Annotated in this window: 22 protein-coding genes; 9 read left to right on the forward strand and 13 right to left on the reverse strand. The window is 56.5% G+C overall.

What is annotated here, in order from left to right; genetic code table 11:
• The first annotated feature begins 4 nt into the window (after window positions 1–4).
• Together diaA and dolP are read left to right on the forward strand one after the other, a co-directional pair.
• On the forward strand, window positions 5–595 hold the full coding sequence (gene diaA, locus V6940_RS13650) for a DnaA initiator-associating protein DiaA (RefSeq protein ID WP_035891056.1): 591 nt from the start codon (window positions 5–7) through the stop codon (window positions 593–595).
• Window positions 596–604: 9 nt separating this feature from the next.
• A complete protein-coding gene (gene dolP, locus V6940_RS13655) occupies window positions 605–1,180 on the forward strand; it encodes a division/outer membrane stress-associated lipid-binding lipoprotein (RefSeq protein ID WP_333496234.1) in 576 nt (191 codons plus the stop codon).
• A 24-nt stretch (window positions 1,181–1,204) separates the two neighbouring features.
• Here dolP and V6940_RS13660 read toward each other — a convergent pair whose 3' ends face one another.
• From V6940_RS13660 to V6940_RS13680, 5 genes are all read right to left on the reverse strand, one after another.
• On the reverse strand, window positions 1,205–1,843 hold the full coding sequence (locus tag V6940_RS13660; RefSeq protein ID WP_333496235.1) for an NAD(P)H-binding protein: 639 nt from the start codon (window positions 1,841–1,843) through the stop codon (window positions 1,205–1,207).
• A 105-nt stretch (window positions 1,844–1,948) separates the two neighbouring features.
• Window positions 1,949–5,092, reverse strand: a complete 3,144-nt coding sequence (locus V6940_RS13665; protein WP_333496236.1) for a CusA/CzcA family heavy metal efflux RND transporter — start codon at window positions 5,090–5,092, stop codon at window positions 1,949–1,951.
• A 10-nt stretch (window positions 5,093–5,102) separates the two neighbouring features.
• Window positions 5,103–6,338, reverse strand: coding sequence for an efflux RND transporter periplasmic adaptor subunit (locus tag V6940_RS13670; protein ID WP_333496237.1), 1,236 nt, complete (start codon window positions 6,336–6,338; stop codon window positions 5,103–5,105).
• Window positions 6,338–6,682 (reverse strand): copper-binding protein, encoded by a 345-nt coding sequence (locus V6940_RS13675; protein WP_333496238.1) that lies wholly within the window; start codon window positions 6,680–6,682, stop codon window positions 6,338–6,340. Before V6940_RS13675 ends, V6940_RS13670 begins: the two co-directional genes overlap by 1 nt.
• A gap of 24 nt (window positions 6,683–6,706) precedes the next feature.
• Entirely contained in the window at window positions 6,707–8,092 is a 1,386-nt protein-coding gene (locus tag V6940_RS13680) for a Cu(I)/Ag(I) efflux RND transporter outer membrane protein (protein WP_333496239.1), read from the reverse strand.
• A 509-nt stretch (window positions 8,093–8,601) separates the two neighbouring features.
• On the opposite strand from V6940_RS13680, the gene V6940_RS13685 reads away from it, so the two are divergent.
• The 3 genes from V6940_RS13685 to V6940_RS13695 all read left to right on the forward strand — a co-directional run bounded on the left by V6940_RS13685 (window position 8,602) and on the right by V6940_RS13695 (window position 12,139).
• Window positions 8,602–9,888, forward strand: a complete 1,287-nt coding sequence (locus V6940_RS13685) for an ABC transporter substrate-binding protein (protein ID WP_333496240.1) — start codon at window positions 8,602–8,604, stop codon at window positions 9,886–9,888.
• A 132-nt stretch (window positions 9,889–10,020) separates the two neighbouring features.
• Window positions 10,021–10,704: a copper/silver response regulator transcription factor gene (locus tag V6940_RS13690; RefSeq protein ID WP_185667834.1), complete on the forward strand. Its 684-nt coding sequence runs from the start codon at window positions 10,021–10,023 to the stop codon at window positions 10,702–10,704.
• Entirely contained in the window at window positions 10,694–12,139 is a 1,446-nt protein-coding gene (locus V6940_RS13695) for a Cu(+)/Ag(+) sensor histidine kinase (protein ID WP_333496241.1), read from the forward strand. The genes V6940_RS13690 and V6940_RS13695 overlap by 11 nt, the downstream gene beginning before the upstream one ends.
• Here the strand turns inward: V6940_RS13695 and V6940_RS13700 are convergent.
• Entirely contained in the window at window positions 12,136–12,561 is a 426-nt protein-coding gene (locus tag V6940_RS13700) for a YhbP family protein (protein ID WP_185667832.1), read from the reverse strand. The two genes, V6940_RS13695 and V6940_RS13700, sit on opposite strands and share 4 nt — an antisense overlap.
• Before the next feature lie 54 nt (window positions 12,562–12,615).
• Between V6940_RS13700 and V6940_RS13705 the strand changes: the two genes are divergently transcribed.
• Window positions 12,616–12,900, forward strand: coding sequence for a GIY-YIG nuclease family protein (locus V6940_RS13705; RefSeq protein ID WP_333496242.1), 285 nt, complete (start codon window positions 12,616–12,618; stop codon window positions 12,898–12,900).
• On the opposite strand, the gene V6940_RS13710 is transcribed toward V6940_RS13705, so the two are convergent.
• Window positions 12,887–13,390 carry a GNAT family N-acetyltransferase gene (locus tag V6940_RS13710; RefSeq protein WP_333496243.1) on the reverse strand — a complete coding sequence of 168 codons (504 nt, stop codon included), beginning with the start codon at window positions 13,388–13,390 and terminating at the stop codon, window positions 12,887–12,889. The two genes, V6940_RS13705 and V6940_RS13710, sit on opposite strands and share 14 nt — an antisense overlap.
• Window positions 13,384–13,908: a ubiquinone anaerobic biosynthesis accessory factor UbiT gene (ubiT, locus tag V6940_RS13715; protein WP_333496244.1), complete on the reverse strand. Its 525-nt coding sequence runs from the start codon at window positions 13,906–13,908 to the stop codon at window positions 13,384–13,386. Before ubiT ends, V6940_RS13710 begins: the two co-directional genes overlap by 7 nt.
• Window positions 13,909–14,127: 219 nt before the next feature.
• Here ubiT and ubiU point away from each other — a divergent pair, with 219 nt between their 5' ends.
• The 3 genes from ubiU to V6940_RS13730 all read left to right on the forward strand — a co-directional run bounded on the left by ubiU (window position 14,128) and on the right by V6940_RS13730 (window position 17,153).
• Window positions 14,128–15,123, forward strand: coding sequence for a ubiquinone anaerobic biosynthesis protein UbiU (gene ubiU, locus V6940_RS13720; protein ID WP_220440893.1), 996 nt, complete (start codon window positions 14,128–14,130; stop codon window positions 15,121–15,123).
• An 8-nt stretch (window positions 15,124–15,131) separates the two neighbouring features.
• Window positions 15,132–16,010 carry a U32 family peptidase gene (locus V6940_RS13725; RefSeq protein WP_333496245.1) on the forward strand — a complete coding sequence of 293 codons (879 nt, stop codon included), beginning with the start codon at window positions 15,132–15,134 and terminating at the stop codon, window positions 16,008–16,010.
• A 135-nt stretch (window positions 16,011–16,145) separates the two neighbouring features.
• Window positions 16,146–17,153 carry a luciferase-like monooxygenase gene (locus V6940_RS13730; protein WP_185667826.1) on the forward strand — a complete coding sequence of 336 codons (1,008 nt, stop codon included), beginning with the start codon at window positions 16,146–16,148 and terminating at the stop codon, window positions 17,151–17,153.
• A 138-nt stretch (window positions 17,154–17,291) separates the two neighbouring features.
• Here the strand turns inward: V6940_RS13730 and mtr are convergent, their stop codons facing one another.
• The 5 genes from mtr to pnp form a co-directional block, all read right to left on the reverse strand.
• Window positions 17,292–18,536 carry a tryptophan permease gene (gene mtr, locus V6940_RS13735; RefSeq protein ID WP_333496246.1) on the reverse strand — a complete coding sequence of 415 codons (1,245 nt, stop codon included), beginning with the start codon at window positions 18,534–18,536 and terminating at the stop codon, window positions 17,292–17,294.
• Window positions 18,537–18,681: 145 nt separating this feature from the next.
• On the reverse strand, window positions 18,682–20,652 hold the full coding sequence (locus V6940_RS13740) for a DEAD/DEAH family ATP-dependent RNA helicase (RefSeq protein WP_185667824.1): 1,971 nt from the start codon (window positions 20,650–20,652) through the stop codon (window positions 18,682–18,684).
• Complete coding sequence (gene yrbN, locus V6940_RS13745; protein WP_100249910.1) at window positions 20,645–20,725, reverse strand: protein YrbN; 81 nt, start codon at window positions 20,723–20,725, stop codon at window positions 20,645–20,647. Before yrbN ends, V6940_RS13740 begins: the two co-directional genes overlap by 8 nt.
• A gap of 105 nt (window positions 20,726–20,830) precedes the next feature.
• Entirely contained in the window at window positions 20,831–21,715 is an 885-nt protein-coding gene (nlpI, locus tag V6940_RS13750) for a lipoprotein NlpI (protein ID WP_185667823.1), read from the reverse strand.
• A 110-nt stretch (window positions 21,716–21,825) separates the two neighbouring features.
• Window positions 21,826–23,961: a polyribonucleotide nucleotidyltransferase gene (gene pnp / locus V6940_RS13755; RefSeq protein ID WP_333496247.1), complete on the reverse strand. Its 2,136-nt coding sequence runs from the start codon at window positions 23,959–23,961 to the stop codon at window positions 21,826–21,828.
• Between the last annotated feature and the right edge of the window lie 166 nt (window positions 23,962–24,127).

Genomic DNA, 24,127 nt, shown 5'->3' on the forward strand with positions numbered 1-24,127 from the left:
TATCGTGCTCGAAAGAATCAAAGTGTGCTTCACCGAAAGCATTCAAACCCAAATCGCCGCGGCGGAAGCGCTCCCGGACGCTATCTCCCGAGCTGCGATGACCCTGGTACAGTCGCTGCTGAACGGCAACAAAATTCTCTGTTGTGGTAACGGTTCATCCGCCGCCAACGCACAGCATTTTGCTGCCTGCATGATTAACCGTTATGAAACAGAGCGTCCCGGTTTACCCGCGATTGCACTTAATTCGGATAATGTGGTCTTAACGGCAATAGCGAACGATCGCCTGCATGATGAAATCTATGCCAAGCAGGTGCGCGCGCTGGGTCACGCTGGTGATGTTCTGCTGGCTATTTCAACCCGTGGTAACAGTCGCGATATCGTCAAAGCGGTAGAAGCGGCTGTCACGCGTGACATGACCATCGTCGCCCTGACCGGCTACGATGGCGGCGAACTGGCGGGCCTGCTCGGTCAACAGGATGTGGAAATCCGCATTCCGTCGCACCGCAGCGCCCGTATCCAGGAGATGCACATGCTCACGGTAAACTGTCTGTGTGATTTGATTGATAACACCCTTTTCCCACACCAGGACGACTAAGGAGAACAAATGAAGGTGATTTCGACCCTCGCGGTCCTTATTTCCGCACTGCTGCTCCAGGGATGTATTGCAGCCGCCGTTGTCGGCACGGCTGCAGTCGGTACCAAGGCCGCAACTGACCCCCGTACGGTGGGAACTCAGGTGGATGACAGCACGCTGGAAGTTCGTGTGAACAGCGCCCTGTCTAAAGATGAGCAAATTAAGAAGGAGGCGCGTATTAACGTGACCGCCTACCAGGGCAAAGTGCTGCTGACCGGTCAGTCGCCGGATCTGAGCCTGGCGACGCGTGCGAAGCAGATTGCCGTTGGCGTTGATGGTGCAACTGAAGTGTTCAACGAAGTGCGTCAGGGCCAGCCAATTAGCCTCGGTACCTCGTCTTCCGATACCTGGATTACCACCAAAGTCCGCTCCCAGCTGCTGGCGAGCGATCAGGTGAAATCCTCTAACGTGAAGGCGACTACCGAAAATGGTGAAGTGTTCCTGATGGGTCTGGTCACCGACCGCGAAGGTAAAGCCGCGGCCGATATCGCCAGCCGCGTGAGCGGCGTGAAGCGCGTGACGACCGCGTTCACCTTTATTCAGTAAGTCCTTACTATCTGCCCGGCAGGCTCACTGCCGGGCTATTTCTCTGAGCTTACGCGACGACAGAATCTCTACCTGTGTATTTCCCGGGTGCTTTGCCGTACTCAGCATCGCCTTTGCCACATCATGTGCTTCAATCGCCTTCCAGTTTCCCGGCAGCAAGCTAAACAGCGGCGCCAACAGACGCTCGTTCAGGCGCGGTTTACCGCGTTGACCGAGCAGCATTGAAGGTCGCGCGATAACCAACTGCGGCCAGCCCTGGTCTATCAGCGCCGCTTCCATTTCTCCCTTCACCCGATTGTAGAAAAAGGGGGAGTTCGCGTTTGCGCCCATTGCGCTGACCACCAGCAGCTGCTGTGCGCCCAGCCGCAGGCCGGCCTGGGCGGTTTCCAACACCAAATCGTAGTCGACGTGGCGGAAAGCGGCCTTCGAGCCCGCGTCGCGTATCGTAGTGCCGAGGCAGCAGAAAACGGTATCGACAGGCGACGTGACCTTCGCCAGCGCCGCGCTGAGATCCGGGTCGTGCGGGTTAGCGATACCGAAGGCGTGCTCCAGCGGATGACGGGTAGGCGCGACGATGGATTCCACCTGCGGCTCCCGGCGAAGCAAGTTAAGTAAGTGCCCACCAACAAGGCCGGTGGCACCGGTAATAAGGACGTGGTGCATGAGGGTCTCCGTATTATGGTTCACCGTTTGTAGGCTGGATAAGGCGGAACGCCGCCCTCCGGCAAGGTGCGCCATCGTTGCCTGATGGCGCTGCGCTTATCAGGCCTACATGCTGCGCCTGTGCCGATACAACCATATCAATTTATAGGCCGCCGGAATGATAAACAGCGACAGCAGCGGCGCGGTGATCATGCCACCAATCATCGGCGCGGCAATGCGGCTCATCACTTCGGAACCGGCCCCGGTTCCCCATAGTATGGGCAATAGCCCGGCAATAATCACGGCAACCGTCATCGCTTTTGGCCGCACGCGCAGCACGGCCCCATGATACAACGCCTCGTCCAGCGCCTGCGGGCTAAAGGTGTCGGCCTTTTGCAGCCGCGGCTCGGCTTCAATCGCATGACGCAGATACATCAGCATCACCACGCCAAACTCCGCCGCCACCCCCGCCAGGGCGATAAACCCGGTTCCCGTTGCCACCGACATATGGAACCCCTGCCAGTAGAGGAACCAGATACCGCCCACCAGCGCAAACGGCAGGCTCATCAGAATCAGCAATGCTTCATCCACCCGGCGGAAAGCCAGATAGAGCAGGATGAAGATGATCATCACCGTCATCGGCACCATCAGCTTGAGCTTCTTATTGGCATGTTCCAGCAGCTCAAACTGCCCGGAAAACGCCACGCTGGTGCCCGGCTTCAGGGTTACGCTGCGGCTAATCGCCGTTTGCAGGTCATGCACGACGGAGACCATGTCGCGGTCACGGGCATCAATGTAAATCCAGCTCGCCGGACGCGCGTTCTCGGTTTTCAGCATCGTCGGGCCGGAAACCACCTTCACATTAGCCACATCGCCGAGCGTAATTTGCTGCTTCGTCGGCGTGAGAATCGGCAGCTGGCGCAATGCCGTCGGACCGTCGCGGAAACCTTGTGGATAGCGGATATTAATCGGATAGCGTGCTACGCCTTCCACCGTTTCCCCCACCGTCGCCCCGCCGATTGCCGACGAGACAAACAGCTGCACATCGCCCACGGTCATGCCGTAACGCGCGGCTTTCTCCCGGTTGATATCAACGTCAATATAGCGCCCGCCCTCCAGCCGTTCAGCCAGCGCGGAGACTACGCCCGGCACGGTTTTGGCCACCGTTTCAATACGCTGGGCGGCTTCATCAATATCCGCCAGTGACGTCCCGGAAACCTTGATCCCAATCGGGCTTTTAATCCCGGTGGAGAGCATATCAATACGGTTACGAATCGGCGGCACCCACAGGTTCGCCAGCCCCGGCAGCCGCACGGTGGCATCCAGCTCGTCGATAATCTTGTCGAGCGTCATCCCCGGTCGCCACTGATCCTGCGGCTTGAGCTGAATGGTGGTTTCAATCATCTCCAGCGGCGCGGAGTCGGTCGCGGTTTCCGCTTTCCCTGATTTACCAAACACCGATGCCACTTCCGGCACCGTCTTAATCAGCTTATCGGTCTGCTGGAGCAGCACCGCCGCCTGCCCCGGTGAAATCCCCGGTAGCGTCGAAGGCATATACAGCAGGTCGCCTTCGTTAATTTTCGGCAGAAACTCGCCGCCGACTTTACTGAGCGGCCACACGACGGTGAAGATAGACAGCAGCGCCACCAGCAAGGTGAGCTTCGGCCACTTCAGCACCTTCAGCAGCAGCGGGTGGTAGATCGCAATCAGGAAGCGGTTCAACGGATTGCGCGATTCCGCCGGGATCTTACCTTTGATCCAAAAGCCCATCAGGATAGGGATCACCACGATCGCCAGCGCCGCCGCCCCCGCCATGGCGTAGGTTTTGGTAAACGCCAGCGGGCCAAACAGACGTCCTTCCTGCCCTTCGAGAGTGAAGATCGGGATAAATGACAGCGTGATAATCAGCAGGCTGATAAACAGCGCAGGCCCCACTTCCACCGCCGCATCGGTGATCTCCTTCCAGCGGGTAGCGTTATCCATCGATTCATCGGGATGTGCCTCCTGCCAGTGTTCGAGCCGCTTGTGGGCGTTTTCGATCATCACGATCGCCGCATCCACCATCGCACCGACGGCAATGGCAATCCCGCCCAGCGACATGATGTTGGCGTTCAGCCCCTGGAAATGCATCACGATAAAGGCGATGCACAGCCCCAGCGGCAGCGAGACGATCGCCACCAGCGCCGAGCGCACGTGCCAGAGGAATAGCGCGCAGACCACCGCCACTACGATAAACTCTTCAATCAGCTTGGAGCGCAGGTTGTCGATGGCCCGGTCAATCAGCTGGCTGCGGTCGTAGGTGGTGACCACCTCAACCCCTTCCGGCAGGCTTTTTTGCAACGAGGCGAGCTTCTCTTTCACCGCCGAAATCACTTCACGGGCGTTCTTACCCGAACGCAGCAGTACCACGCCGCCTGCCACTTCGCCCTCGCCGTTCATTTCAGCGATGCCGCGGCGCATTTCCGGGCCGACCTGCACCCGCGCCACGTCTTTCAGGTAAACCGGTACGCCGTTCGCTTCGGCCTTCAGGACGATATGGTTGAAGTCTTCCAGGCTTTTGAGATAGCCGGTGGCGCGTACCATATATTCCGCTTCGGCCATCTCCACCGATGAGCCGCCCGCCTCCTGGTTGGAGGTGGTGAGCGCCTGCTTCACATCGCTAAGACTGATACCGTATTGGGCGAGCTTCATCGGGTCGACCTGCACCTGATACTGCTTCACCACGCCGCCAACGGAGGCCACTTCCGCCACGTTCGGGATGGTTTTCAGCTCATATTTCAGGAACCAGTCCTGCAGCGAACGCAGTTCGGCAAGGTCGTGCTTACCGCTTTTGTCCACCAGCGCATATTCAAAGATCCAGCCCACACCGGTAGCATCCGGGCCAATCTCCGAACTGACGCCCTGCGGCAGCTTGCCCTGCACCTGGTTGAGGTACTCCAGCACGCGCGAGCGCGCCCAGTAGAGGTCGGTACCGTCCTCAAAAATCACGTACACGTAGGAGTCGCCAAACTGCGAGAAGCCGCGCACCGTTTTCGCGCCCGGCACCGACAGCATGGTGGTGGTGAGCGGGTAGGTCACCTGATTTTCAACAATCTGCGGTGCCTGCCCCGGATAGCTGGTTTTAACAATCACCTGTACGTCAGAGAGGTCCGGCAGCGCATCTACCGGCGTATTGACGATGGTCCAGCCGCCCCAGAGGCTCAAAAACAGCACGCCCATCATCACCAGAAAACGGTTGGCGACCGAGCGCCGGATAATCCATTCAATCATCACCGTCTCCTTAATGCCCGGCGTGGGCATCAGCGGTATGCCGCATTCTGTCCAGCGCGCCGCTGATGTTCGCTTCTGAGTCAATCAGGAACAGACCGTTCAGCACCACCGATTCCCCTTCCGACAACCCAGCACCAATGCCGGCCTGATGCTGAGATTCATGCAGCACCTGGATTTTTTTCGGCACAAACTCACCGTTGCTCGCAACAGTAATCACCCGCTGCTCATCGCCGGTATCAATCACCGCCTGAGACGGGATCAACAGCATCTCGTCGCTTTGCGCGTTCAGCTTCAGGTAGGCGTTCATCCCCGGCTTCAGCAGTTCATCCGGGTTATTGACCTGCAAACGCACCTGCAACGTGCGCGTAGTTTGATCGACGCTCGGCAGGATAGACCATTTCTGGATCGGGAAGGTTTTGTCCGGATAGGCCGGGATAGCCACCGTAAACTGGGTGGAATCTTTGAGCAGATAAGCGATCGATTCCGGCACGGCAGCGGTGATCCACACCGGATCCATGCCCTGAATCTGCGCCACCACGCTGTCTTTGGCGATGTTCATGCCGCTTTTCAGGCTAAAGGCCGTCAGTACGCCGTCGATAGGCGCGGTAAGGGTAAAGCGCGTCTGTACGCGGCGTGTGCTGCGCATCCGCTGGATATCCGCTTCCGGCATGCCCGCCAGCCGCAGACGTTCCAGCACGCCATCGAGCTGGCTTGCCGTGCCGCCTGAGCTCGCCAGCAGCAGGTATTCGCTCTGTGCTTCCACCCACGAAGGTATGGTGACCTCAACCAGCGGCGTGCCCTTACGCACTTTGTCGCCCACCGTCAGCGGGGAGACCTTCTCGATAAATCCTTCGGCGCGCGCCTGGACAATCACAAACTGGTATTCGTTGTAGCTGACGTTCGCGGGAAGGGTCTGGCCATAGTTGAGGCGGCCCTTGCTGACTTTCTCCGTACGCAGCCCCAGGTTGTGCACCTGGGTGGGATCGATACGGACGCCGCTTGACTGCGCATCCCCACCCTCATCGGCGTATTTCGCCACCAGGTCCATGTCCATAAACGGCGATTTACCCGGCTTATCGAAGCGCACGTCGGGCTTCATTGGATCGTACCAGTACAGCACCTTACGCTCGGCAGACTGAGATTCAGCCTGAGCGTTCGGCGCCATAAAGCGGCTTATCGCCGCCGTCGCCAGGCCGCCAATAATCAGGCTGCAGACAATGGCGGCCGTATATTTTAATTTAGCCATCAGATTGACTTAATATCCTGAAGCAGCGAGATGTTCCCCTGCTGAACGAAGGAGAAGTTCACGTGACTGCCCTCTTTCAGCTGGTTAATAGCGTCGGTGGGCGCGGTATAGGTAAAGCGCATGGTCATCGCCGGCCAGCCAATGGCGGGAATGGCTTCGTGAGCAATGGTGATTTTTTTCGTCGTTTTATCCACGGACTGCACCACGCCGGTACCCTGAATCACCGCCTGAGGGGTATTCATTTCCATCATCTGGCCATGTCCGTCATGCTGCATTTCGGCTGCCTGAACGTTCAGCGTCATCGCCATCAACATTCCGCCAACCAGCATCGTTACGTTACGCATATCGAGAATCTCCTGAATAAAGGGTTACGCTTTCCAGCCGCCACCGAGTGCGGTGAATAAATTAATTTCGTTAACCTGTTGGGAATAAAGTAAATCGAGGATCGCCTGCTGCGTGGTGAAGATAGAGCGCTCAGCATCGAGCACTTCGATATAGCTCACCGCACCGCTGGCATATAATCCGCGGGCGCGCTGCAGGGTAATTTGCAGCGACGCTAAGTAACGCTGCTGCGCTACCAGCTGGCCTTCGATGCTTTCGCGCAGCGACAACGCATCGGCCACGGCTTTAAAGGCTGCCTGAATTTTCTGTTCGTAGTTCACCACCGCCTGACGCTGCTTCACGTTGGCGAGCGCCAGGTTGGCTTCGTTGCGCCCGGCGTTGAAAATGGGCAGATCCACCTTCGGCACGAAGTTCCACATTCCGCTTGCCGCATTGAACAGGCTGGAGAGCGACGAACTGCTGCTCGAAATACCGCTGGTTAACGTTATCGATGGGAAGAACGCCGCACGGGCCACGCCGATATTGGCATCGGCTGCGCGAAGTTGGTGCTCGGCCTCCATGATATCCGGACGCTGAAGCAGAATGGTCGACGGCAGGTTAGCTGGCAGCGGCAGTGGCTTCACCGCCGTGACGTTCTGCGCGTCGTCGCTTAGCGGGGTGTTGTAGGTACCCAACAGCTGCTGCAGCGCGTGATTGGCCTGCGCCAGCTCACCTTCCCGCTGAGCAATATCGGCACGGGTGCTTTCAATCACTCCGCGCGCCTGCTCCAGCGCCAGCACGTTGGTGCTGCCGGTAACCAGCTGTTGTTCCACGAACGCGTAGGACTGCTGGTAGTTACGCAGCGTCTCTTTGGCTATTGCCAGCTGGGCTGCTAGCCGCCTCTGGTTGAAGTATGCCTGCGAGACGTTCGTCACCACCACAATCTGCGCCGCGCGCTGGGCGGCCTGGCTGGCGAAGAAGCTCTGACGGTCCGCTTCGCTCATGTTTTTCAGCTTGCCGAAAAAGTCGAGCTCAAAGCTCAGGTTAAGGCCCGCGCTATAGCTTTTAGTGGTGGCGTTTTTTCCCTGCAGGTCGCCTTCATAGCTGCCGCCCGTCGAACCATCAAGCTGCGGGTAGCGGCCGGCGTCGGTCACGTTGTACTGCGCGCGCGCGGCTTCGACGTTCAGCACCGCCATGCGTAAATCACGGTTGTTGTGCAGGGCGACATCAATCAGGTGTTTCGCCTGTGGGTCGACGAAAAAGGTCTGCCAGCCGGTTTCCTGCCACTGGCCACCGCTCGGCACCAGCGCCCCCTGAGACAGCGAAAACTGCTGAGGTACTACGTTTTCCGGCTGTCGGTAATCCGGCGCCAGCGAGGTGCATCCGGCCAGAATGAACGCCATCATCAGCGTCAGTTGTTTTACTTTAAACATGTCACGTCCTGTTCAGCCGAATCAAAAGGGGCTGGCTATGTGGCTACTTTACGGAGGTGACTCTGTTTGCTCGGTGACAGGTTAATGACAAAGCTGTCATTTACGCGCGGTGGCACGTGATCGATGTGGCGAAAAATAAGCCACAATCGCGGTGGGAAATAATAATGGGCCAAAAAATCGCTATTTTTTGCTGCAATATTCATTGGCGATCACGCTTTCACGGAAAAAGGCTAGCGCGCTCACGAATTTATTCTCTTGCTCCCCCTCGTGTTTATTTAGCAAAAAACGACAACGGTAATCTTTTCATATGGTTATATTCCAGAAAGTAAATATCGCCTGATTTTCCTTGTGAACTCATCCACATAATTATCTGATATTCATGGAATTACATTTTCGAAACATTGTTTCATCCTTGCCACGCTCCTATCATCATTTTCGTTCCTTTTTTCACCAATCCTTACCTCTGTTCAGGGATGGCAAATATCTACCGTAAAAATCGGAGTCAATATATGCAATTCAAAACCAAAGCGCTGGGTTTGGCCCTGTTAATTAGCCTTTCACATAATGCTTTCAGCGAAGAACTGGATGTCTGGATCCGCGCCAGCAACGATTCAAAAGTGATTTACCAACAGCTTGCGGACCAGTTTAAAAAAGAGACCGGGATATCGATTAAATACTTCAATGCGGTAACCGACTTTGACCAGCGTCTGGCACGGGCAGCCACCGGCAACGCGCTGCCGGACGTGGTATTCAACGATGCGATTATCGTCGGCCAGATGGTGCAGCTTGGCATCGTGGATGAAATTAAGCCGGGCGAGCTAAAGGGCGGCAGTGATGTCTATGAGGCGGCGTGGAAATCCACCCAGCTGCCGGACGGCAAATATTACGGCGTCCCAACCTCCGCGCATACCTACGCGCTGTTTATTCGTCAGGACTGGCTGAATAAGCTCAATCTGAAAGCCCCGACCACCTGGGAGGAGCTGAAAAACGTGGCGAAGGCGTTTACCCATGATGACCCGGACGGCAACGGTAAAAACGACACCTATGGCTTTACCATGCCATTAGCGACCACCCGCGGCTATGCCAGCTCGTTCTCGTCCTCCTATCTGTGGCAGGCGGGAGCGAACTACCTGGTGGCAACGCAGCCGGGGAAATTTAAAGCGGCGCTGGACAGCAAAGAGATGGTCACTGCGATGACGTTTATGCGCGGGATGGTGTGCGAAGGGCTGGCGCAGCCGGGGGCGATTAATCACACCACCGCCGATGCCAACACCTCGTTCCGTTCCGGGCAGACCGGAATGTACTCTTCCGGTCCTTACCACATCGCACTGTTCGATAAAGATCCGGGCAAAGAAACCTACACCGTCGTGCCGCCTCCGGCAGGGCCCGGTGGCGCCATCTCCATGGCGGAAGGCACCACGGCATTTCTGATGAAGACCAGCCAGCATAAAGCGGCGGCGAAGCGGTTCCTTGAGTTTTTGATCTCGCCTGCGGGGCAGAAGATCGGCATGGCGACCGACAGCACCTCAATGCCGATCGTCCGTCTGCCAATTAACAAGACGCTGAACATCAAGGATTACCACGACGATCCGCGCTGGGAAGTGTTCGCGGAAACCTACGCCAAAGAGGGTCGCTATATGCCGCAGATCCCAAACTGGATCCCGGTGCGGCAAATCACCGCCGATGGCTTTAATAAAATCTACGCCAGCTGCGATGGCGATATTCCTGCCGTGCTGAAGGAGATTAACGGCAAGGTGAACGAGGAGTTGAAGCGCCAGAACGCCTGGGCGGAATAGCCCCCGGCGTCGCGCCGCTCGGCCGGGCGACTGAGGCCTTAAATGACAATACTGTCATTTAAGGCCTCAGTCGTTGCCATCAATATTCGCTCCATTAGAATGGCTCCATCACACAGCGGCGATGGAGGGCAGATGAAAATTCTGGTGGTGGAAGACGAGGTCAAAACGGGCGAATACCTGGCCAAGGGGCTGACGGAAGCGGGCTTTGTGGTGGATCACACCGACAACGGCCTCAACGGTTATCACCTGGCAATGACCGCCGATTACGACCTGATTGTGCTGGATATTATGCTGCCTGACGTCAACGGCTGGGATATCGTGCGGATGCTGCGCGCGGCCAACAAAGGGATGCCAATCCTGCTGCTCACCGCGCTTGGCACCATTGAGCATCGGGTGAAAGGGCTGGAACTGGGCGCCGATGATTATCTGGTGAAACCCTTCGCTTTTGCCGAACTGCTGGCGCGTGTCAGAACGCTGCTGCGCCGTGGGGCGGCGGTGATCGTTGAGAGCCAGTTGCAGGTTGCCGACCTCACGCTCGACAGAGTCTCCCGCAAGGTAACCCGCGGCGATACGCGCATCACCTTGACCAGCAAAGAGTTTACGCTGCTGGAGTTCTTCCTTCGTCATCAGGGCGAGGTGTTGCCGCGTTCGCTGATTGCCTCCCAGGTCTGGGACATGAATTTCGACAGCGATACTAACGCCATCGACGTCGCCATCAAGCGCCTGCGCGCCAAAATTGATAACGACTTTACCCCGAAGCTGATTCAGACCGTACGCGGCGTCGGCTACGTGCTTGAGGTTCGCGATGAAGGTTAACGCGCGCCGCCGCCCGTTCTCGCTCGCCACCCGCCTGACCTTTTTTATCAGCCTGGCGACCATTCTTGCGTTTGCCGCTTTCACCGGAATGATGCTGCATTCGGTGGAAAAACACTTCGCCGAGCAGGATGTGAATGACCTCAAGCAGGTGAACGCGACGCTTAATGCGCAGCTCACCGTGCCGGATATCTCAGAGGCCGAGAAGCTCACCAATATCCAGAGCGCGCTGGCGGGCTATCGTAATATCGTCGTGCTGTTGCGCAGCGAGAACAATCCGCTGCTGTATCGCTCACCCAGCGGACCGGATCTGTCGCCGATCTTTGCGTCTCCCCAGTTTTCGCAGGCGTTGAAATCCCAGCGCATGTTCCGCTGGGTTGGCAGCAGTATGCCGCCGATGGAGGGCCACGACGCCAGCGCCATGCCGACGGCGACCTACCGGGTTATCGCCTCAACGATCCAGAGCGATCGCCAGCGCTATACGCTGCTGACCGCGCTATCGATAGACTTCCATCTGCACTATCTCAAAGAGCTCAAACGCAACCTGATGATGATCGCCGCCGTCATCAGCCTGTTTATCGTGGTGATCGTGCTGATCGCCGTTCGTAAAGGCCACCAGCCGCTGCGCGACGTCAGCCTGGAGATCAAAAACATCACTTCGGAAAATCTCGACGTGCGGCTGGATCCTACCCGCGTGCCAATCGAGCTGGAGCAACTGGTTATCTCGTTTAACCAGATGATCGGCCGGATCGAGGATGTGTTCCGACGTCAGGCCAACTTCTCCGCCGATATCGCCCACGAGATGCGCACGCCAATCACCAATCTGGTCACCCAGACCGAGATAGCGCTCAGCCATCCCCGAACGGTCAAAGAGCTGGAAGACGTGCTTTATTCCAGCCTTGAGGAGTACAACCGGATGGCGAAAATGGTCAGCGATATGCTGTTTCTGGCGCAGGCGGATGAGAATCTGCTGGTGCCGGAGAGCGTGCCGCTGGATCTGCAGACGGAAACCATGAAGGTGTTTGAGTTCTTCGAAGCCTGGGCAGAAGAGCGCGACGTGGCGCTACGCTTTGTCGGCCAACCGTCGCTGGTGATGGGCGATCCGCTGATGATCCGCCGGGTCATTAACAATCTGCTCTCCAACGCCATCCGCTACACCCCGCGCGGGATGTCGGTCACCGTCCAGGTGAGCGCGCATGACGATAGGGTCGTCTACAGCGTGGAAAATCCAGGTACGCCGATTGCCGAGGAGCATTTGCCGCGCCTGTTCGATCGCTTCTACCGGGTTGATCCTTCACGGCAGCGGAAAGGGGAAAACAGCGGAATTGGGCTGGCAATCGTGAAGTCGATCATCCGGGCGCATCATGGGAAAATTAGCGTGACGTCAGATACCGCCGCCACGCGCTTTATCATTGAACTGCCGACGCTAAAGGCTTAGTCGCGCAGCCAGTGCAGCTTCTTGCCGAAGCCGAGCGTGTTATCGGTGAACTTCAGTTCATCAAGACGTAGTTCCCACACCGGCGCGGAGAGCATCCGGGCAACGGGGAAACGTTTGACGTAGAGTGCGCGTTTTTCATCGGCTTCGTCACCGCTCAGCAGGCGAATTTCGCCTTTGAACTGCACGCCGCGAATCAACGCCACGGTCTTTGGCTGGCCATTGATCGTCCCGGCGACCGGCGCCTGCTGTCCCGTCATCTGGCCATGGCGCGTGGTCTCTTCGCTTAGCAGGTAAAAGGCAACGCGCTGCGCGTCGTAAACGTAGAACGCGTTCGCGCACCATAACTCGCCTTCCTTTGCGACGCACCAGCTAACGACATGCTGTTTTGCCAGCCACTTGCTAATGGCAGTGAGGGTTTCCATCCGTTATCTCCGTTATGCTATGGTGCGTTCACCCACATAGACAGGTTGCCACACGTGCGTTGGTTTCTTTATCTCGTCCGTACCGAGGACGATAAATTGTACACCGGTATCACCACCGATGTTGAACGACGGTTCCACCAGCATCAAAGCGGTAAAGGGGCGAAAGCACTGCGCGGCAAAGGTGAGCTGCGGCTGGCGTTTTCTGGTGAGGTTGGCGAGCACTCGCTGGCGCTACGCCTGGAGTACCGCATTAAGCAGCTAACGAAGCGCCAGAAAGAGCGCCTCGTCGCAGGTGACGGTTCATTCGAAACGTTACTGGGCAGTCTTAAACACGATTGAAGTGGTCAGAATACTCCACCAGCCCGTGAACGCCGTTCAGCGCATCGTCCGCCAGACCGTGAACCATAAACGCCTCTTCGGTGCCAGGCCAGCGACAGCGCAGGTCATACTGTGCCGCGCGCTCAAAGCCAAAACGACCGTAGAGTTCAGGTTCACCCAGCGTCACTACCGCCGCGTAGCCAAATTCATTGAGCGAATCCAGCCCTTCATAGACCAGTTGACGCGCCAGCCCCTGACCACGGTAGGCTTCGTCTACCGCCAGCGGTGCCAGACCCACCCACTGTAACTCTTCGCCTTCAATGCTGACCGGGCTAAACGCGACGTAGCCAACGACATGGCCTTCGTCGTCTGTGGCCACCAGCCCCAGCGTAATCAGGCCGTCTTCGCGCAGCTCGCGGACCAGATTGGCTTCGCCGTCACGGTTGAAGGTACGGCGCAGCAGCGCGTCGATACCTGGAGCATCAATTCCAATTTCTACTCGAATCAGCATGGCTCACCTACCGATGTATGTTTAGTTTCTGATGGTGATTTTAGGCCAGCCTCTACGAAATCAGCCAGCTGCATCAGCATCATGCGCAGCGCTTTCGGCATCTGCTCAAGCTCAATGGCATCCATCAGGTTTTTGACATAAAGACCCAGCTCCGTATCCCCTTCAATCACCAGGCGGCGCTGGAAGAAGAGCGTATCCGGGTCCTGTTTGCGCGCGGCGATCATTAACAGATCGCTCGCCTCTGCGCTAAAGCTCACGTCCGCCTGAGCGGCATCGCTGACGATTAAGCGCCCGTTCTCAACGGAGGTAAACCAGGTGAGGCCAATATCACGCACCTCAATACTCAGCCAGCGGCCGTCAAGAAAATCCAGTTCACCGTCATCCAGCGCCTGGCGGAACTGCCAGCTTAACACCTGCTGAAGGACCTGCCGTTTAAGCGCGAACGGCGTGAATTTCACCGGAACGCTCATCAGAGTCGGTGCGACATGGACCAGACGTGAACGCAGTTTATCCAACACAAGCTTTACTCCCTGAATGCAATAGTTCCGTTATTTTGCCATATCAGTTAAACGACATAGCGGCGTAAATCAACAATTATGTCGTGAGGTAGAGGGATTATTGGCGTCATCAATACGCTTTTGTCTGCCTCAAATCAAAAATGATTAGCGATAGGTTAACTAAAATCTCCATTCATTAACAATAATGCGCCCTGCTGGGCCGCTAACTCAGGAATAATTATGGAGTTGCTCTGCCCTGCCGGAAACCTCCCGGCGCTAAAGGCGGCTATCGAAAACGGAGCCGATGCGGTGTACATCGGGCTGAAGGACGATACCAACGCCCGCCATTTCGCCGGTCTTAATTTTACCGAAAAGAAACTGCAGGAAGCCGTTAACTTCGTGCATCAGCATCGCCGTAAGCTGCACATCGCGATTAACACCTTTGCCCACCCGGACGGCTACGTCCGCTGGCAGCGCGCCGTGGATATGGCCGCGCAGCTGGGCGCCGATGCGCTGATCCTCGCCGACCTCGCCATGCTTGAGTATGCCGCAGAGCGCTACCCACATATTGAGCGCCATGTCTCCGTTCAGGCATCAGCAACCAACGAAGAGGCGATTAACTTCTACCACCGTAACTTTGATGTGGCCCGCGTGGTCCTGCCGCGCGTGCTGTCTATTCACCAGGTGAAGCAGCTCGCTCGCGTCACGCCGGTGCCGTTAGAGGTATTTGCCTTTGGTAGCCTGTGCATTATGGCCGAAGGCCGCTGCTATCTCTCATCTTACCTGACCGGTGAGTCGCCGAACACCGTTGGCGCCTGCTCACCTGCACGCTACGTGCGCTGGCAGCAAACCCCACAGGGGCTGGAGTCTCGCCTTAATGAAGTGCTGATCGATCGCTATCAGGATGGCGAGAACGCTGGCTACCCGACGCTGTGCAAAGGGCGCTATCTGGTCGACGGCGAGCGCTATCACGCGCTGGAAGAGCCTACCAGCCTCAACACCCTGGAGCTGCTGCCGGAGCTGCTGGCCGCTAATATCGCCTCAGTGAAAATCGAAGGCCGCCAGCGTAGCCCGGCGTACGTCAGCCAGGTGGCGAAGGTGTGGCGTCAGGCAATTGACCGCTGCATGGCTGACCCGCAGAACTTCGTCCCGCAGGCCGCATGGATGGAGACGCTCGGCTCGATGTCGGAAGGCACCCAGACTACCCTCGGCGCTTATCACCGTAAATGGCAGTAGGAACAGCAATGAAATATTCATTAGGGCCGGTGCTTTACTACTGGTCAAAAGAGACGCTGGAAGATTTTTACCAGCAGGCCGCTAACAGCAGCGCCGATACCATCTACCTCGGTGAAGCAGTGTGCAGCAAACGTCGCGCGACCAAAGTCGGCGACTGGCTGGATATGGCGAAATCCCTCGCCGGCAGCGGCAAACAGGTCGTGCTGTCTACGCTGGCGCTGGTCCAGGCATCATCCGAACTGGGCGAGCTTAAGCGTTACGTGGAAAACGGTGATTTTCTGGTTGAGGCCAGCGATCTTGGGGTGGTGAACCTGTGCGCTGAACGTAAGCTGCCGTTCGTCGCCGGTCACGCGCTGAACTGTTACAACGCCGTTACCCTGCGTATATTGCAAAAACAAGGGATGGTGCGCTGGTGTATGCCGGTGGAGCTGTCTCGCGACTGGCTGGTGAACCTGCTCAATCAGTGTGAAGAGCTGGGCATCCGCGATAAGTTTGAGGTGGAAGTACTGAGCTACGGCCATCTGCCGCTGGCCTACTCCGCCCGCTGCTTTACCGCGCGTTCGGAAGATAAGCCAAAGGATGAGTGCGAGACCTGCTGCATCAAATACCCGAACGGGCGCAGCATGCTGTCGCAGGAAAATCAGCAGGTATTCGTACTGAACGGCATTCAGACCATGAGCGGCTACGTTTACAACCTCGGTAACGAACTGATGTCGATGCACGGATTGGTCGATATGGTACGCCTGTCGCCGATGGGCAATGAGACCTTCGCCATGCTCGACGCCTTCCGCGCCAACGAAAACGGCGCAGCCCCGCTGCCGCTGACCGCCAATAGCGACTGTAACGGTTACTGGAAGCGTCTGGCAGGGTTGGAATTGCAGGCCTGATAAAACCGCTCACTTTGTTAACAACAATGGTCAGATTTTAATGCATTATTAAAGATGCAGCTTTTCTGGCCGGGGATATCCCGGCTGGAACAAGACCTTCAATCTGATGACTATGCTGTAGCAAAGTGAGCCTTTATGACTGACAAAACCGTTGCATTCTCGGTGCTCGATCTTGCGCCGATCCCTCAGGGTTCCTCCGCGCGAGAAGCCTTTTCCCATTCGCTCTCTCTGGCACAGCTCGCCGAAAAGCGCGGCTACCACCGCTATTGGCTGGCAGAACACCACAACATGGTGGGTATCGCCAGTGCGGCAACCTCGGTGCTGATTGGTTATCTCGCCGCCCACACCACCACGCTGCATCTGGGTTCCGGCGGCGTGATGCTGCCTAACCACTCGCCGCTGGTGATTGCCGAGCAGTTCGGTACGCTCAACACGCTCTACCCTGGCCGTATCGATCTCGGCCTGGGCCGTGCGCCGGGTAGCGATCAGCCAACGATGCGCGCGCTGCGCCGTCATATGAGTGGCGATATCGATAACTTCCCGCGCGACGTTGCGGAACTGGTGGACTGGTTTGATGCGGTCGACCCAGACCCGCAGGTACGTCCGGTACCGGGCTACGGCGAGAAGATCCCTGTGTGGCTGCTCGGTTCCAGCCTGTACGGCGCGCAGCTTGCTGCACAGCTCGGCCTACCGTTTGCTTTCGCCTCACACTTCGCCCCGGATATGCTGTTCCAGGCGCTGCATCTCTATCGCACCAACTTCAAACCGTCGGCGCGGCTGGAAAAACCGTATGCGATGGTATGCATCAATATCATCGCCGCCGACAGCAACCGCGATGCCGAATTCCTCTTTACCTCCATGCAGCAAGCGTTCACGAAACTGCGTCGTGGAGAGACCGGGCAGCTGCCACCGCCGATTCAGCAGATGGAGCATTTCTGGACCCCGTCGGAGAAATACGGCGTTGACCAGGCGCTACGGATGTCGCTGGTGGGTGATAAAGCGAAAGTGCGACACGGTCTGGAGTCAATTCTGCGGGAAACGCAGGCGGATGAGATTATGGTTAACGGCCAGATTTTCGATCATCAGGCGCGGCTGCATTCGTTTGGGCTGGCGATGGATGTGAAGAAAGAATTGTTGGGGTAGCGCGGTGTGCCCCCTCACCCTAACCCTCTCCCCAGGGGGAGAGGGAACCGCTGGATGCGGTCTTTGATGAAGAAAGCGCTCGGACAGGTTTGCCCCCTCGCCCCTTTGGGGAGAGGGCCGGGGTGAGGGGCGAATACCTTACTGATAAACCGGCAGCAGATTAAAGCTCGACAGCACATGCACCAGCGCGTTACCCACACCAAAGACCAGAATCAGCGCAATCATCGGCTTACCACCCCAGACGCGGAATTTCGGGCTTCCGAAGCGCTTACGGGATTTACGTGCCAGCAGCGCCGGGACAATCGCCGCCCAAATGGTCGCCGCCAGCCCTGCATAGCCAATGGCATACAGGAAACCGTTCGGCCACAGCAGGCCACCGATAATCGGCGGCAGGAAGGTCAGTAGTGCGGTTTTGAAACGGCCCAGCGCAGAGTCATCAAATTTGAACAGATCTGCCAGATAGTCAAACAGACCCAGCGTCACGCCAAGGAACGAACTCGCCACCGCAAAGTTTGAGAACACGACCAGCAGCAGATCCAGGCTACGGCTATTGAGCACGCCGCTCAGCGCCTGCACCAGCACATCAATATTACCGCCCTTCTGCGCAATGCCGATAAACTCCGGACGCGGGATATTGCCCATCGTCCCCAGCAGCCATACGGTATAAAGCACCAGCGCCAGCAGCGTACCGTACACCAGGCATTTCACGATGGTCTTAGGATCTTTGCCGTAGTACTTCATCAGGCTCGGTACATTACCGTGATAGCCAAACGAGGCCAGACAGAACGGCAGCGTCATCAGCAGGTAAGGCGTATAGCTGGCGTGGCTCTCAGCCACGTTAAACAGCGTCGCGGGCGTGACGTGCCCCATCAGGCTGCCGAAGGTCAGGAAGAAGGTAATGACCTTGGCGCCCAGCACAATGGCAGTCATGCGGCTCACCGCTTTGGTGCTCAACCACACCACAAACGCCACTAGCAGCGCAAAACCAAAGCCTGCGGCCCGAGGCGGGACGTGCAGCGACATCTCCGCGAAGGTGTGATGCAGAATCGAGCCGCTCGCCGAGATATAGGCGTAGGTCAGAATGTAGAGCACGAAGGCAATGGAGATGCCGTTCACCACGTTCCAGCCCTTGCCCAGCAGATCTTTGGTAATGGTGTCGAAGCTCGAACCAATACGGTAGTTGAGGTTCGCTTCGAGAATCATCAACCCCGAATGCAGCATGCAGAACCAGGTAAACACCAGCGCCGCCATCGACCAGAAGAACCACGCCCCGGACATGACCACCGGCAGAGAGAACATCCCCGCACCAATGATTGTGCCGCCGATGATCACCACGCCGCCAAGCAGCGAAGGTGACGTTTGGGTGGTGGTTAGTGTCGCCATACAGCCTTTTCTCCAGTGTATTATTTTGCTACTGCATTTTAATGTGTCGCACTGTACCAGTACACGAGTACAAATGAAATAAAAAAAGCCCCAATCATAACGATCGGGGCTGTATATATTACTTTACGCTTTTAAACCGTGAGGCTTATGCGTCACCGCCGAAACGACGACGACCGGTAGAGTCATCACGACGTGGAGCAGCGCCTGCATCATCACGGCGCGGCGCACGGTTACCACCGTCACGACGTTCACCGCTGAAACGACGACCATCACCACGACCGCCTTCACGACGCTCACCGCCGAAACCACGACCGCCTTCACGACGTTCGCCACCGAAGCTACGACCGCCTTCACGACGTTCGCCGCCGAAGCTACGACCGCTACGCTCTGGACGAGGCTGCGCGTCGCCGATCAGCTGCATGTTCATCGGTTTGTTCAGGATGCGGGTGCGAGTAAAGTGCTGCAGTACTTCGCCCGGCATGCCTTTTGGCAGTTCGATAGTAGAGTGGGTACCGAACAGCTTGATGTTACCGATGTAACGGCTGCTGATGTCGCCTTCGTTCGCGATAGCGCCAACGATGTGACGAACTTCAACGCCGTCATCACGACCCACTTCAATGCGGTACAGTTCCATATCGCCAACGTCACGACGTTCGCGTTTAGGACGATCTTCACCACCGCGTTCTGCACGGTCGCCACGTGGGCCACGGTCATTGCGGTCGTTACGGTCACGACGTTCGAAACGATCGTCACGGTCACGGAACTCACGCTTAGGACGCATTGGCGCATCTGGTGGAACGATCAGAGAACGTTCGCCCTGTGCCATTTTCAGCAGCGCAGCGGCCAGCGTTTCAACGTCCAGCTCTTCGCCTTCAGCCGTCGGCTGGATTTGCGCCAGCAGTGCACGGTACTGATCCAGATCGCTGCTTTCCAGCTGCTGCTGTACTTTCGCGGCGAATTTTTCCAGACGGCGTTTGCCCAGCAGATCTGCGTTTGGCAGCTCAACTTCTGGAATGGTCAGCTTCATAGTGCGTTCGATGTTGCGCAGCAGACGACGCTCGCGGTTCTCAACGAACAGCAGCGCACGGCCAGCACGACCCGCACGACCGGTACGACCGATACGGTGAACGTAAGACTCGGAGTCCATTGGGATGTCGTAGTTAACAACCAGGCTGATACGCTCAACGTCCAGACCACGTGCCGCAACGTCGGTTGCGATCAGGATATCCAGACGACCGTCTTTCAGACGATCCAGAGTCTGCTCACGCAGGGACTGGTTCATGTCACCGTTCAGCGCGGCGCTGTTATAGCCGCTACGTTCCAGGGCTTCAGCCACTTCCAGGGTCGCGTTTTTGGTACGAACGAAGATAATCGCCGCATCAAAATCTTCCGCTTCCAGGAAACGTACCAGCGCTTCGTTTTTGCGCATGCCGTACACAGACCAGTAGCTCTGGCTGATGTCCGGACGGGTCGTTACGCTGGACTGAATGCGTACTTCCTGTGGATCTTTCATAAAGCGACGGGTAATACGACGGATAGCTTCCGGCATGGTTGCAGAGAACAGAGCGGTCTGATGACCTTCTGGAATCTGAGCCATGATGGTTTCAACGTCTTCGATAAAGCCCATACGCAGCATTTCATCAGCTTCGTCCAGTACCAGACCGCTCAGTTTAGAGAGATCCAGGGTACCGCGCTTCAGGTGGTCAAGCAGACGACCTGGAGTACCGACGACAATCTGTGGCCCTTGACGCAAGGCGCGTAACTGCACGTCATAACGCTGGCCGCCGTACAGGGCAACCACGTTTACGCCGCGCATATGTTTAGAGAACTCGGTCATTGCTTCAGCCACCTGAACCGCCAGTTCGCGGGTCGGGGCCAGCACCAGAATCTGTGGTGCTTTCAGCTCAGGATCGAGATTGTTCAGCAGTGGCAGGGAAAACGCTGCGGTTTTACCACTACCTGTCTGGGCCATGCCCAGAACGTCACGACCGCCCAGCAGGTGCGGAATGCACTCAGCCTGGATCGGAGATGGTTTTTCGTAACCCAGATCGGTAAGGGCTTCAAGGATAGGAGCCTTCAGGCCCAGATCTGCAAAAGTGGTTTCGAATTCAGCCATGTAGTACAAGTGCCTCAATATTAATGGCGGCCAGTCTACATAACTCATCATGAAATTGATCTGCAATTTTCATTGAAAAGTGTGAACCGGCTCAAAGTAGGTGTATTAACGAACAACAACGCCCTCACCCGCGAAGGTGATGGCAATCAAAAAGATTACGGGCTGATGTAGTCGTCAGCTATTGCTGGTCCGATTCTGCCAGGTCATCTTGGTCCTGGCCCAGGAGCGATAATTCCAACAATGCGTATCGGTGCTCAACGTAGTTGTGTACGTTGTTGGCAACCGCCAGTTTGAACAGTGCCGTAGCGCTGTCCTTGTCCCCAAGACTTAGGTAATACTTACCTAAATAGAAGTTGGTTTCACTGAGATGCTCAGCGAGCGAGGTGTTATCCGTTGCGTCCGCCTTCAGGCGTTCCATTAACGTTTTTTCGTCAATGTTGCCTAAGTAGAACTCGACAATGTTCCATCCCCACTGTTCTTTATCCGATTTGTCGAAGCGTTGCTTCAACGCATCTTTCGCCTGCTTCTCATCGAGCTTCTGCTCAGCGAGATAAAGCCACAGACTGCGGAAAGGATCATTGGGATCGTCTTGATAAAACGCCAGCAGATCATCTTGCGCTAACTTCGCACGGCCACCGTAATAAAGCGCGATGCCGCGATTCAAGTGCGCATAATTGTAAGTTGGATCAAGCTCAAGTACAGAATCAAACGCTTCATAGGCAGCATCAAAATTGCCTGCCTGCGTTAAATAAATGCCTAAGTAGTTGAATACTTCAGGCATATCAGGTCGGATTGCCAGCGCTTGCGAGAAATCGTTACGCGCTAATGCCCTCAGACCGAGACTATCATACAACACTCCGCGCTCATATAAAAGCTGTGCGCGTTCGTCATCGGTTAAAGCCCGACTGGCAAGAATTTGTTCCATGCGTGCCAGGATCACTTCCTGCTGTAAAGTCGGTTGCAATGGCACTGCGAGGACTTCACTCTTACGCCAGGCAGAGTTGCTGCATCCTGCCAGCGTGAGTGCTGTCGCAACGAAACACCAGCGCAAAAAAGGCTTCATTTCCCACTCCCGAAGACAACAATTGGATGAACGTCCTGTCCCCCGCCTGCAAACAAGGCATCCGGCCAGCTAAATGTGCCCTCCGCAAACGCGGAGGGCAAAGGCAAACCTTACTCGCCCTGCTCTGCTGCCGGAGCTGGTGCTGCGGCGGCTGGCTGGGACTGCTCGGTTGCTTCTTTAATGCTCAGACGGATACGGCCCTGACGGTCAACTTCCAGAACCTTAACCGGTACTTCCTGATTCATCTGCAGGTAGTCAGTCACTTTCTCAACGCGCTTGTCAGCGATCTGAGAGATGTGTACCAGACCTTCTTTACCGCCACCGATGGCAACGAACGCGCCAAAGTCAACGATACGGGTCACTTTACCGTTGTAGATACGACCTACTTCGATTTCTGCAGTGATCTCTTCGATACGACGGATAGCGAACTTAGCTTTCTCACCGTCGGTCGCAGCGATCTTCACGGTACCGTCATCTTCGATTTCGATGGTGGTGCCGGTTTCTTCGGTCAGGGCACGGATAACAGAACCGCCTTTACCGATAACGTCTTTGATCTTGTCTGGATTGATCTTGATGGTGTGAATACGTGGAGCGAACTGAGAAATGTCGCCACGTGGCGCGTTAATCGCCTGTTCCATCACGCCCAGGATGTGCAGACGTGCACCTTTAGCCTGGTTCAGAGCAACCTGCATGATCTCTTTGGTGATACCTTCAATTTTGATATCCATCTGCAGTGCAGAGATACCGTCGCGGGAACCCGCTACTTTGAAGTCCATATCGCCCAGGTGGTCTTCGTCGCCCAGGATGTCAGACAGAACAACAAAGTTGTCGCCTTCTTTCACCAGACCCATCGCGATACCCGCAACGGCAGCTTTGATAGGCACGCCTGCGTCCATCAGCGCCAGGGAAGCACCACATACGGAAGCCATAGAAGAAGAACCGTTAGATTCGGTGATTTCAGAAACCACGCGAACGGTGTACGGGAATTTGTCCAGCTCTGGCATTACTGCCAGCACGCCGCGTTTCGCCAGGCGACCGTGACCAATCTCACGACGCTTAGGAGAACCGACCATACCGGTTTCGCCTACGCAGTACGGAGGGAAGTTGTAGTGGAACAGGAAGTTGTCAGTACGCTCGCCCATCAGCTCGTCGAGGTTCTGTGCATCACGGGTGGTGCCCAGGGTCGCAGTCACCAGCGCCTGAGTTTCGCCACGGGTGAACAGCGCGGAACCGTGAGTACGTGGCAGAACGCCAGTACGTACGTCCAGACCACGGATCATGTCTTTTTCGCGGCCATCGATACGCGGCTCGCCTGCCAGTACGCGGCTACGAACAACGTTTTTCTCGATAGCGTGCAGGATTTCACCCAGTTCGTTAGCGTCCAGCGTTTCGTCTTCTGCTACCAGCTGAGCGATGGTTTCAGATTTGATCACGTCAACCTGAGCATAACGCTCTTGTTTGTCGGTGATGCGGTAAGCGTCGCTCAGGCGAGATTCTGCCAGCGCAGCAACGCGCGCGTTCAGCGCTTCGTTGACGGCTTCTGGCTGCCAATCCCAACGTGGTTTGCCCGCTTCTTTTACCAGCTCGTTGATCTCTTTGATAACAACCTGCTGCTGCTCGTGACCGAATACCACGGCACCCAGCATCTGGTCTTCGCTCAGCAGTTCAGCTTCGGATTCAACCATCAGTACGGCAGCTTCGGTACCAGCAACAACCAGATCCAGCTTGCTCTCTTTCAGTTCGTCCTGAGTCGGGTTCAGTACGTACTGGTCGTTGATGTAACCAACACGAGCAGAACCGATTGGGCCGTTGAACGGCAGGCCGGACAGGGACAGGGCAGCGGATGCACCAATCATGGCAACGATGTCTGGGTTAACCTGTGGGTTAACGGAAACGACGGTCGCGATAACCTGAACTTCGTTAATGAAGCCTTCTGGGAACAGCGGGCGAACCGGGCGGTCAATCAGACGCGCGATCAGGGTTTCGCCTTCGCTTGGACGGCCTTCACGACGGAAGAAGCTACCTGGGATACGGCCAGCAGCGTAGGTACGCTCCTGATAGTTAACGGTCAGCGGGAAGAAGTCCTGGCCTGGTTTGGTTTTTTTCTGGCCGACAACGGTAACGAATACCGCGGTGTCATCCATGCTAACCATAACAGCGGCAGTCGCCTGACGCGCCATCATGCCGGTTTCCAGCGTGACGGTGTGTTGGCCGTACTGGAACTTACGAACGATCGGATTAAGCAAAATTCTATCCTTTCTTATTAAATGGCGGCACACCCTCTGGCGTACCGGCCGATGAAACCGATCTTCTTTGCATCCTCGCGACTAATGACAACCCTAACCCGATGCGGGTAAAGCCTCTCATTAGCCGCGCGAACCTCTGCAACGAAGAATATGCACAACAACAATA

Source organism: Kluyvera sp. CHPC 1.251, from assembly GCF_036759945.1.
GTDB classification, from domain to species: Bacteria; Pseudomonadota; Gammaproteobacteria; order Enterobacterales; family Enterobacteriaceae; genus Kluyvera; species Kluyvera sichuanensis.

What these genes read in the sequence shown, in the direction of transcription:
- V6940_RS13675 (WP_333496238.1), bottom strand. Translation starts at nt 6,682, where the DNA reads ATGCGTAACGTAACGATGCTGGTTGGCGGAATGTTGATGGCGATGACG.
- V6940_RS13680 (WP_333496239.1), bottom strand. Translation starts at nt 8,092, where the DNA reads ATGTTTAAAGTAAAACAACTGACGCTGATGATGGCGTTCATTCTGGCC.
- V6940_RS13730 (WP_185667826.1), top strand. Translation starts at nt 16,146, where the DNA reads ATGACTGACAAAACCGTTGCATTCTCGGTGCTCGATCTTGCGCCGATC.
- mtr (WP_333496246.1), bottom strand. Translation starts at nt 18,536, where the DNA reads ATGGCGACACTAACCACCACCCAAACGTCACCTTCGCTGCTTGGCGGC.
- V6940_RS13700 (WP_185667832.1), bottom strand. Translation starts at nt 12,561, where the DNA reads ATGGAAACCCTCACTGCCATTAGCAAGTGGCTGGCAAAACAGCATGTC.
- V6940_RS13740 (WP_185667824.1), bottom strand. Translation starts at nt 20,652, where the DNA reads ATGGCTGAATTCGAAACCACTTTTGCAGATCTGGGCCTGAAGGCTCCT.
- dolP (WP_333496234.1), top strand. Translation starts at nt 605, where the DNA reads ATGAAGGTGATTTCGACCCTCGCGGTCCTTATTTCCGCACTGCTGCTC.
- nlpI (WP_185667823.1), bottom strand. Translation starts at nt 21,715, where the DNA reads ATGAAGCCTTTTTTGCGCTGGTGTTTCGTTGCGACAGCACTCACGCTG.
- V6940_RS13695 (WP_333496241.1), top strand. Translation starts at nt 10,694, where the DNA reads ATGAAGGTTAACGCGCGCCGCCGCCCGTTCTCGCTCGCCACCCGCCTG.
- V6940_RS13670 (WP_333496237.1), bottom strand. Translation starts at nt 6,338, where the DNA reads ATGGCTAAATTAAAATATACGGCCGCCATTGTCTGCAGCCTGATTATT.
- V6940_RS13685 (WP_333496240.1), top strand. Translation starts at nt 8,602, where the DNA reads ATGCAATTCAAAACCAAAGCGCTGGGTTTGGCCCTGTTAATTAGCCTT.
- V6940_RS13660 (WP_333496235.1), bottom strand. Translation starts at nt 1,843, where the DNA reads ATGCACCACGTCCTTATTACCGGTGCCACCGGCCTTGTTGGTGGGCAC.
- V6940_RS13690 (WP_185667834.1), top strand. Translation starts at nt 10,021, where the DNA reads ATGAAAATTCTGGTGGTGGAAGACGAGGTCAAAACGGGCGAATACCTG.
- V6940_RS13665 (WP_333496236.1), bottom strand. Translation starts at nt 5,092, where the DNA reads ATGATTGAATGGATTATCCGGCGCTCGGTCGCCAACCGTTTTCTGGTG.
- ubiU (WP_220440893.1), top strand. Translation starts at nt 14,128, where the DNA reads ATGGAGTTGCTCTGCCCTGCCGGAAACCTCCCGGCGCTAAAGGCGGCT.
- V6940_RS13725 (WP_333496245.1), top strand. Translation starts at nt 15,132, where the DNA reads ATGAAATATTCATTAGGGCCGGTGCTTTACTACTGGTCAAAAGAGACG.
- yrbN (WP_100249910.1), bottom strand. Translation starts at nt 20,725, where the DNA reads ATGAAAATTGCAGATCAATTTCATGATGAGTTATGTAGACTGGCCGCC.
- V6940_RS13710 (WP_333496243.1), bottom strand. Translation starts at nt 13,390, where the DNA reads ATGCTGATTCGAGTAGAAATTGGAATTGATGCTCCAGGTATCGACGCG.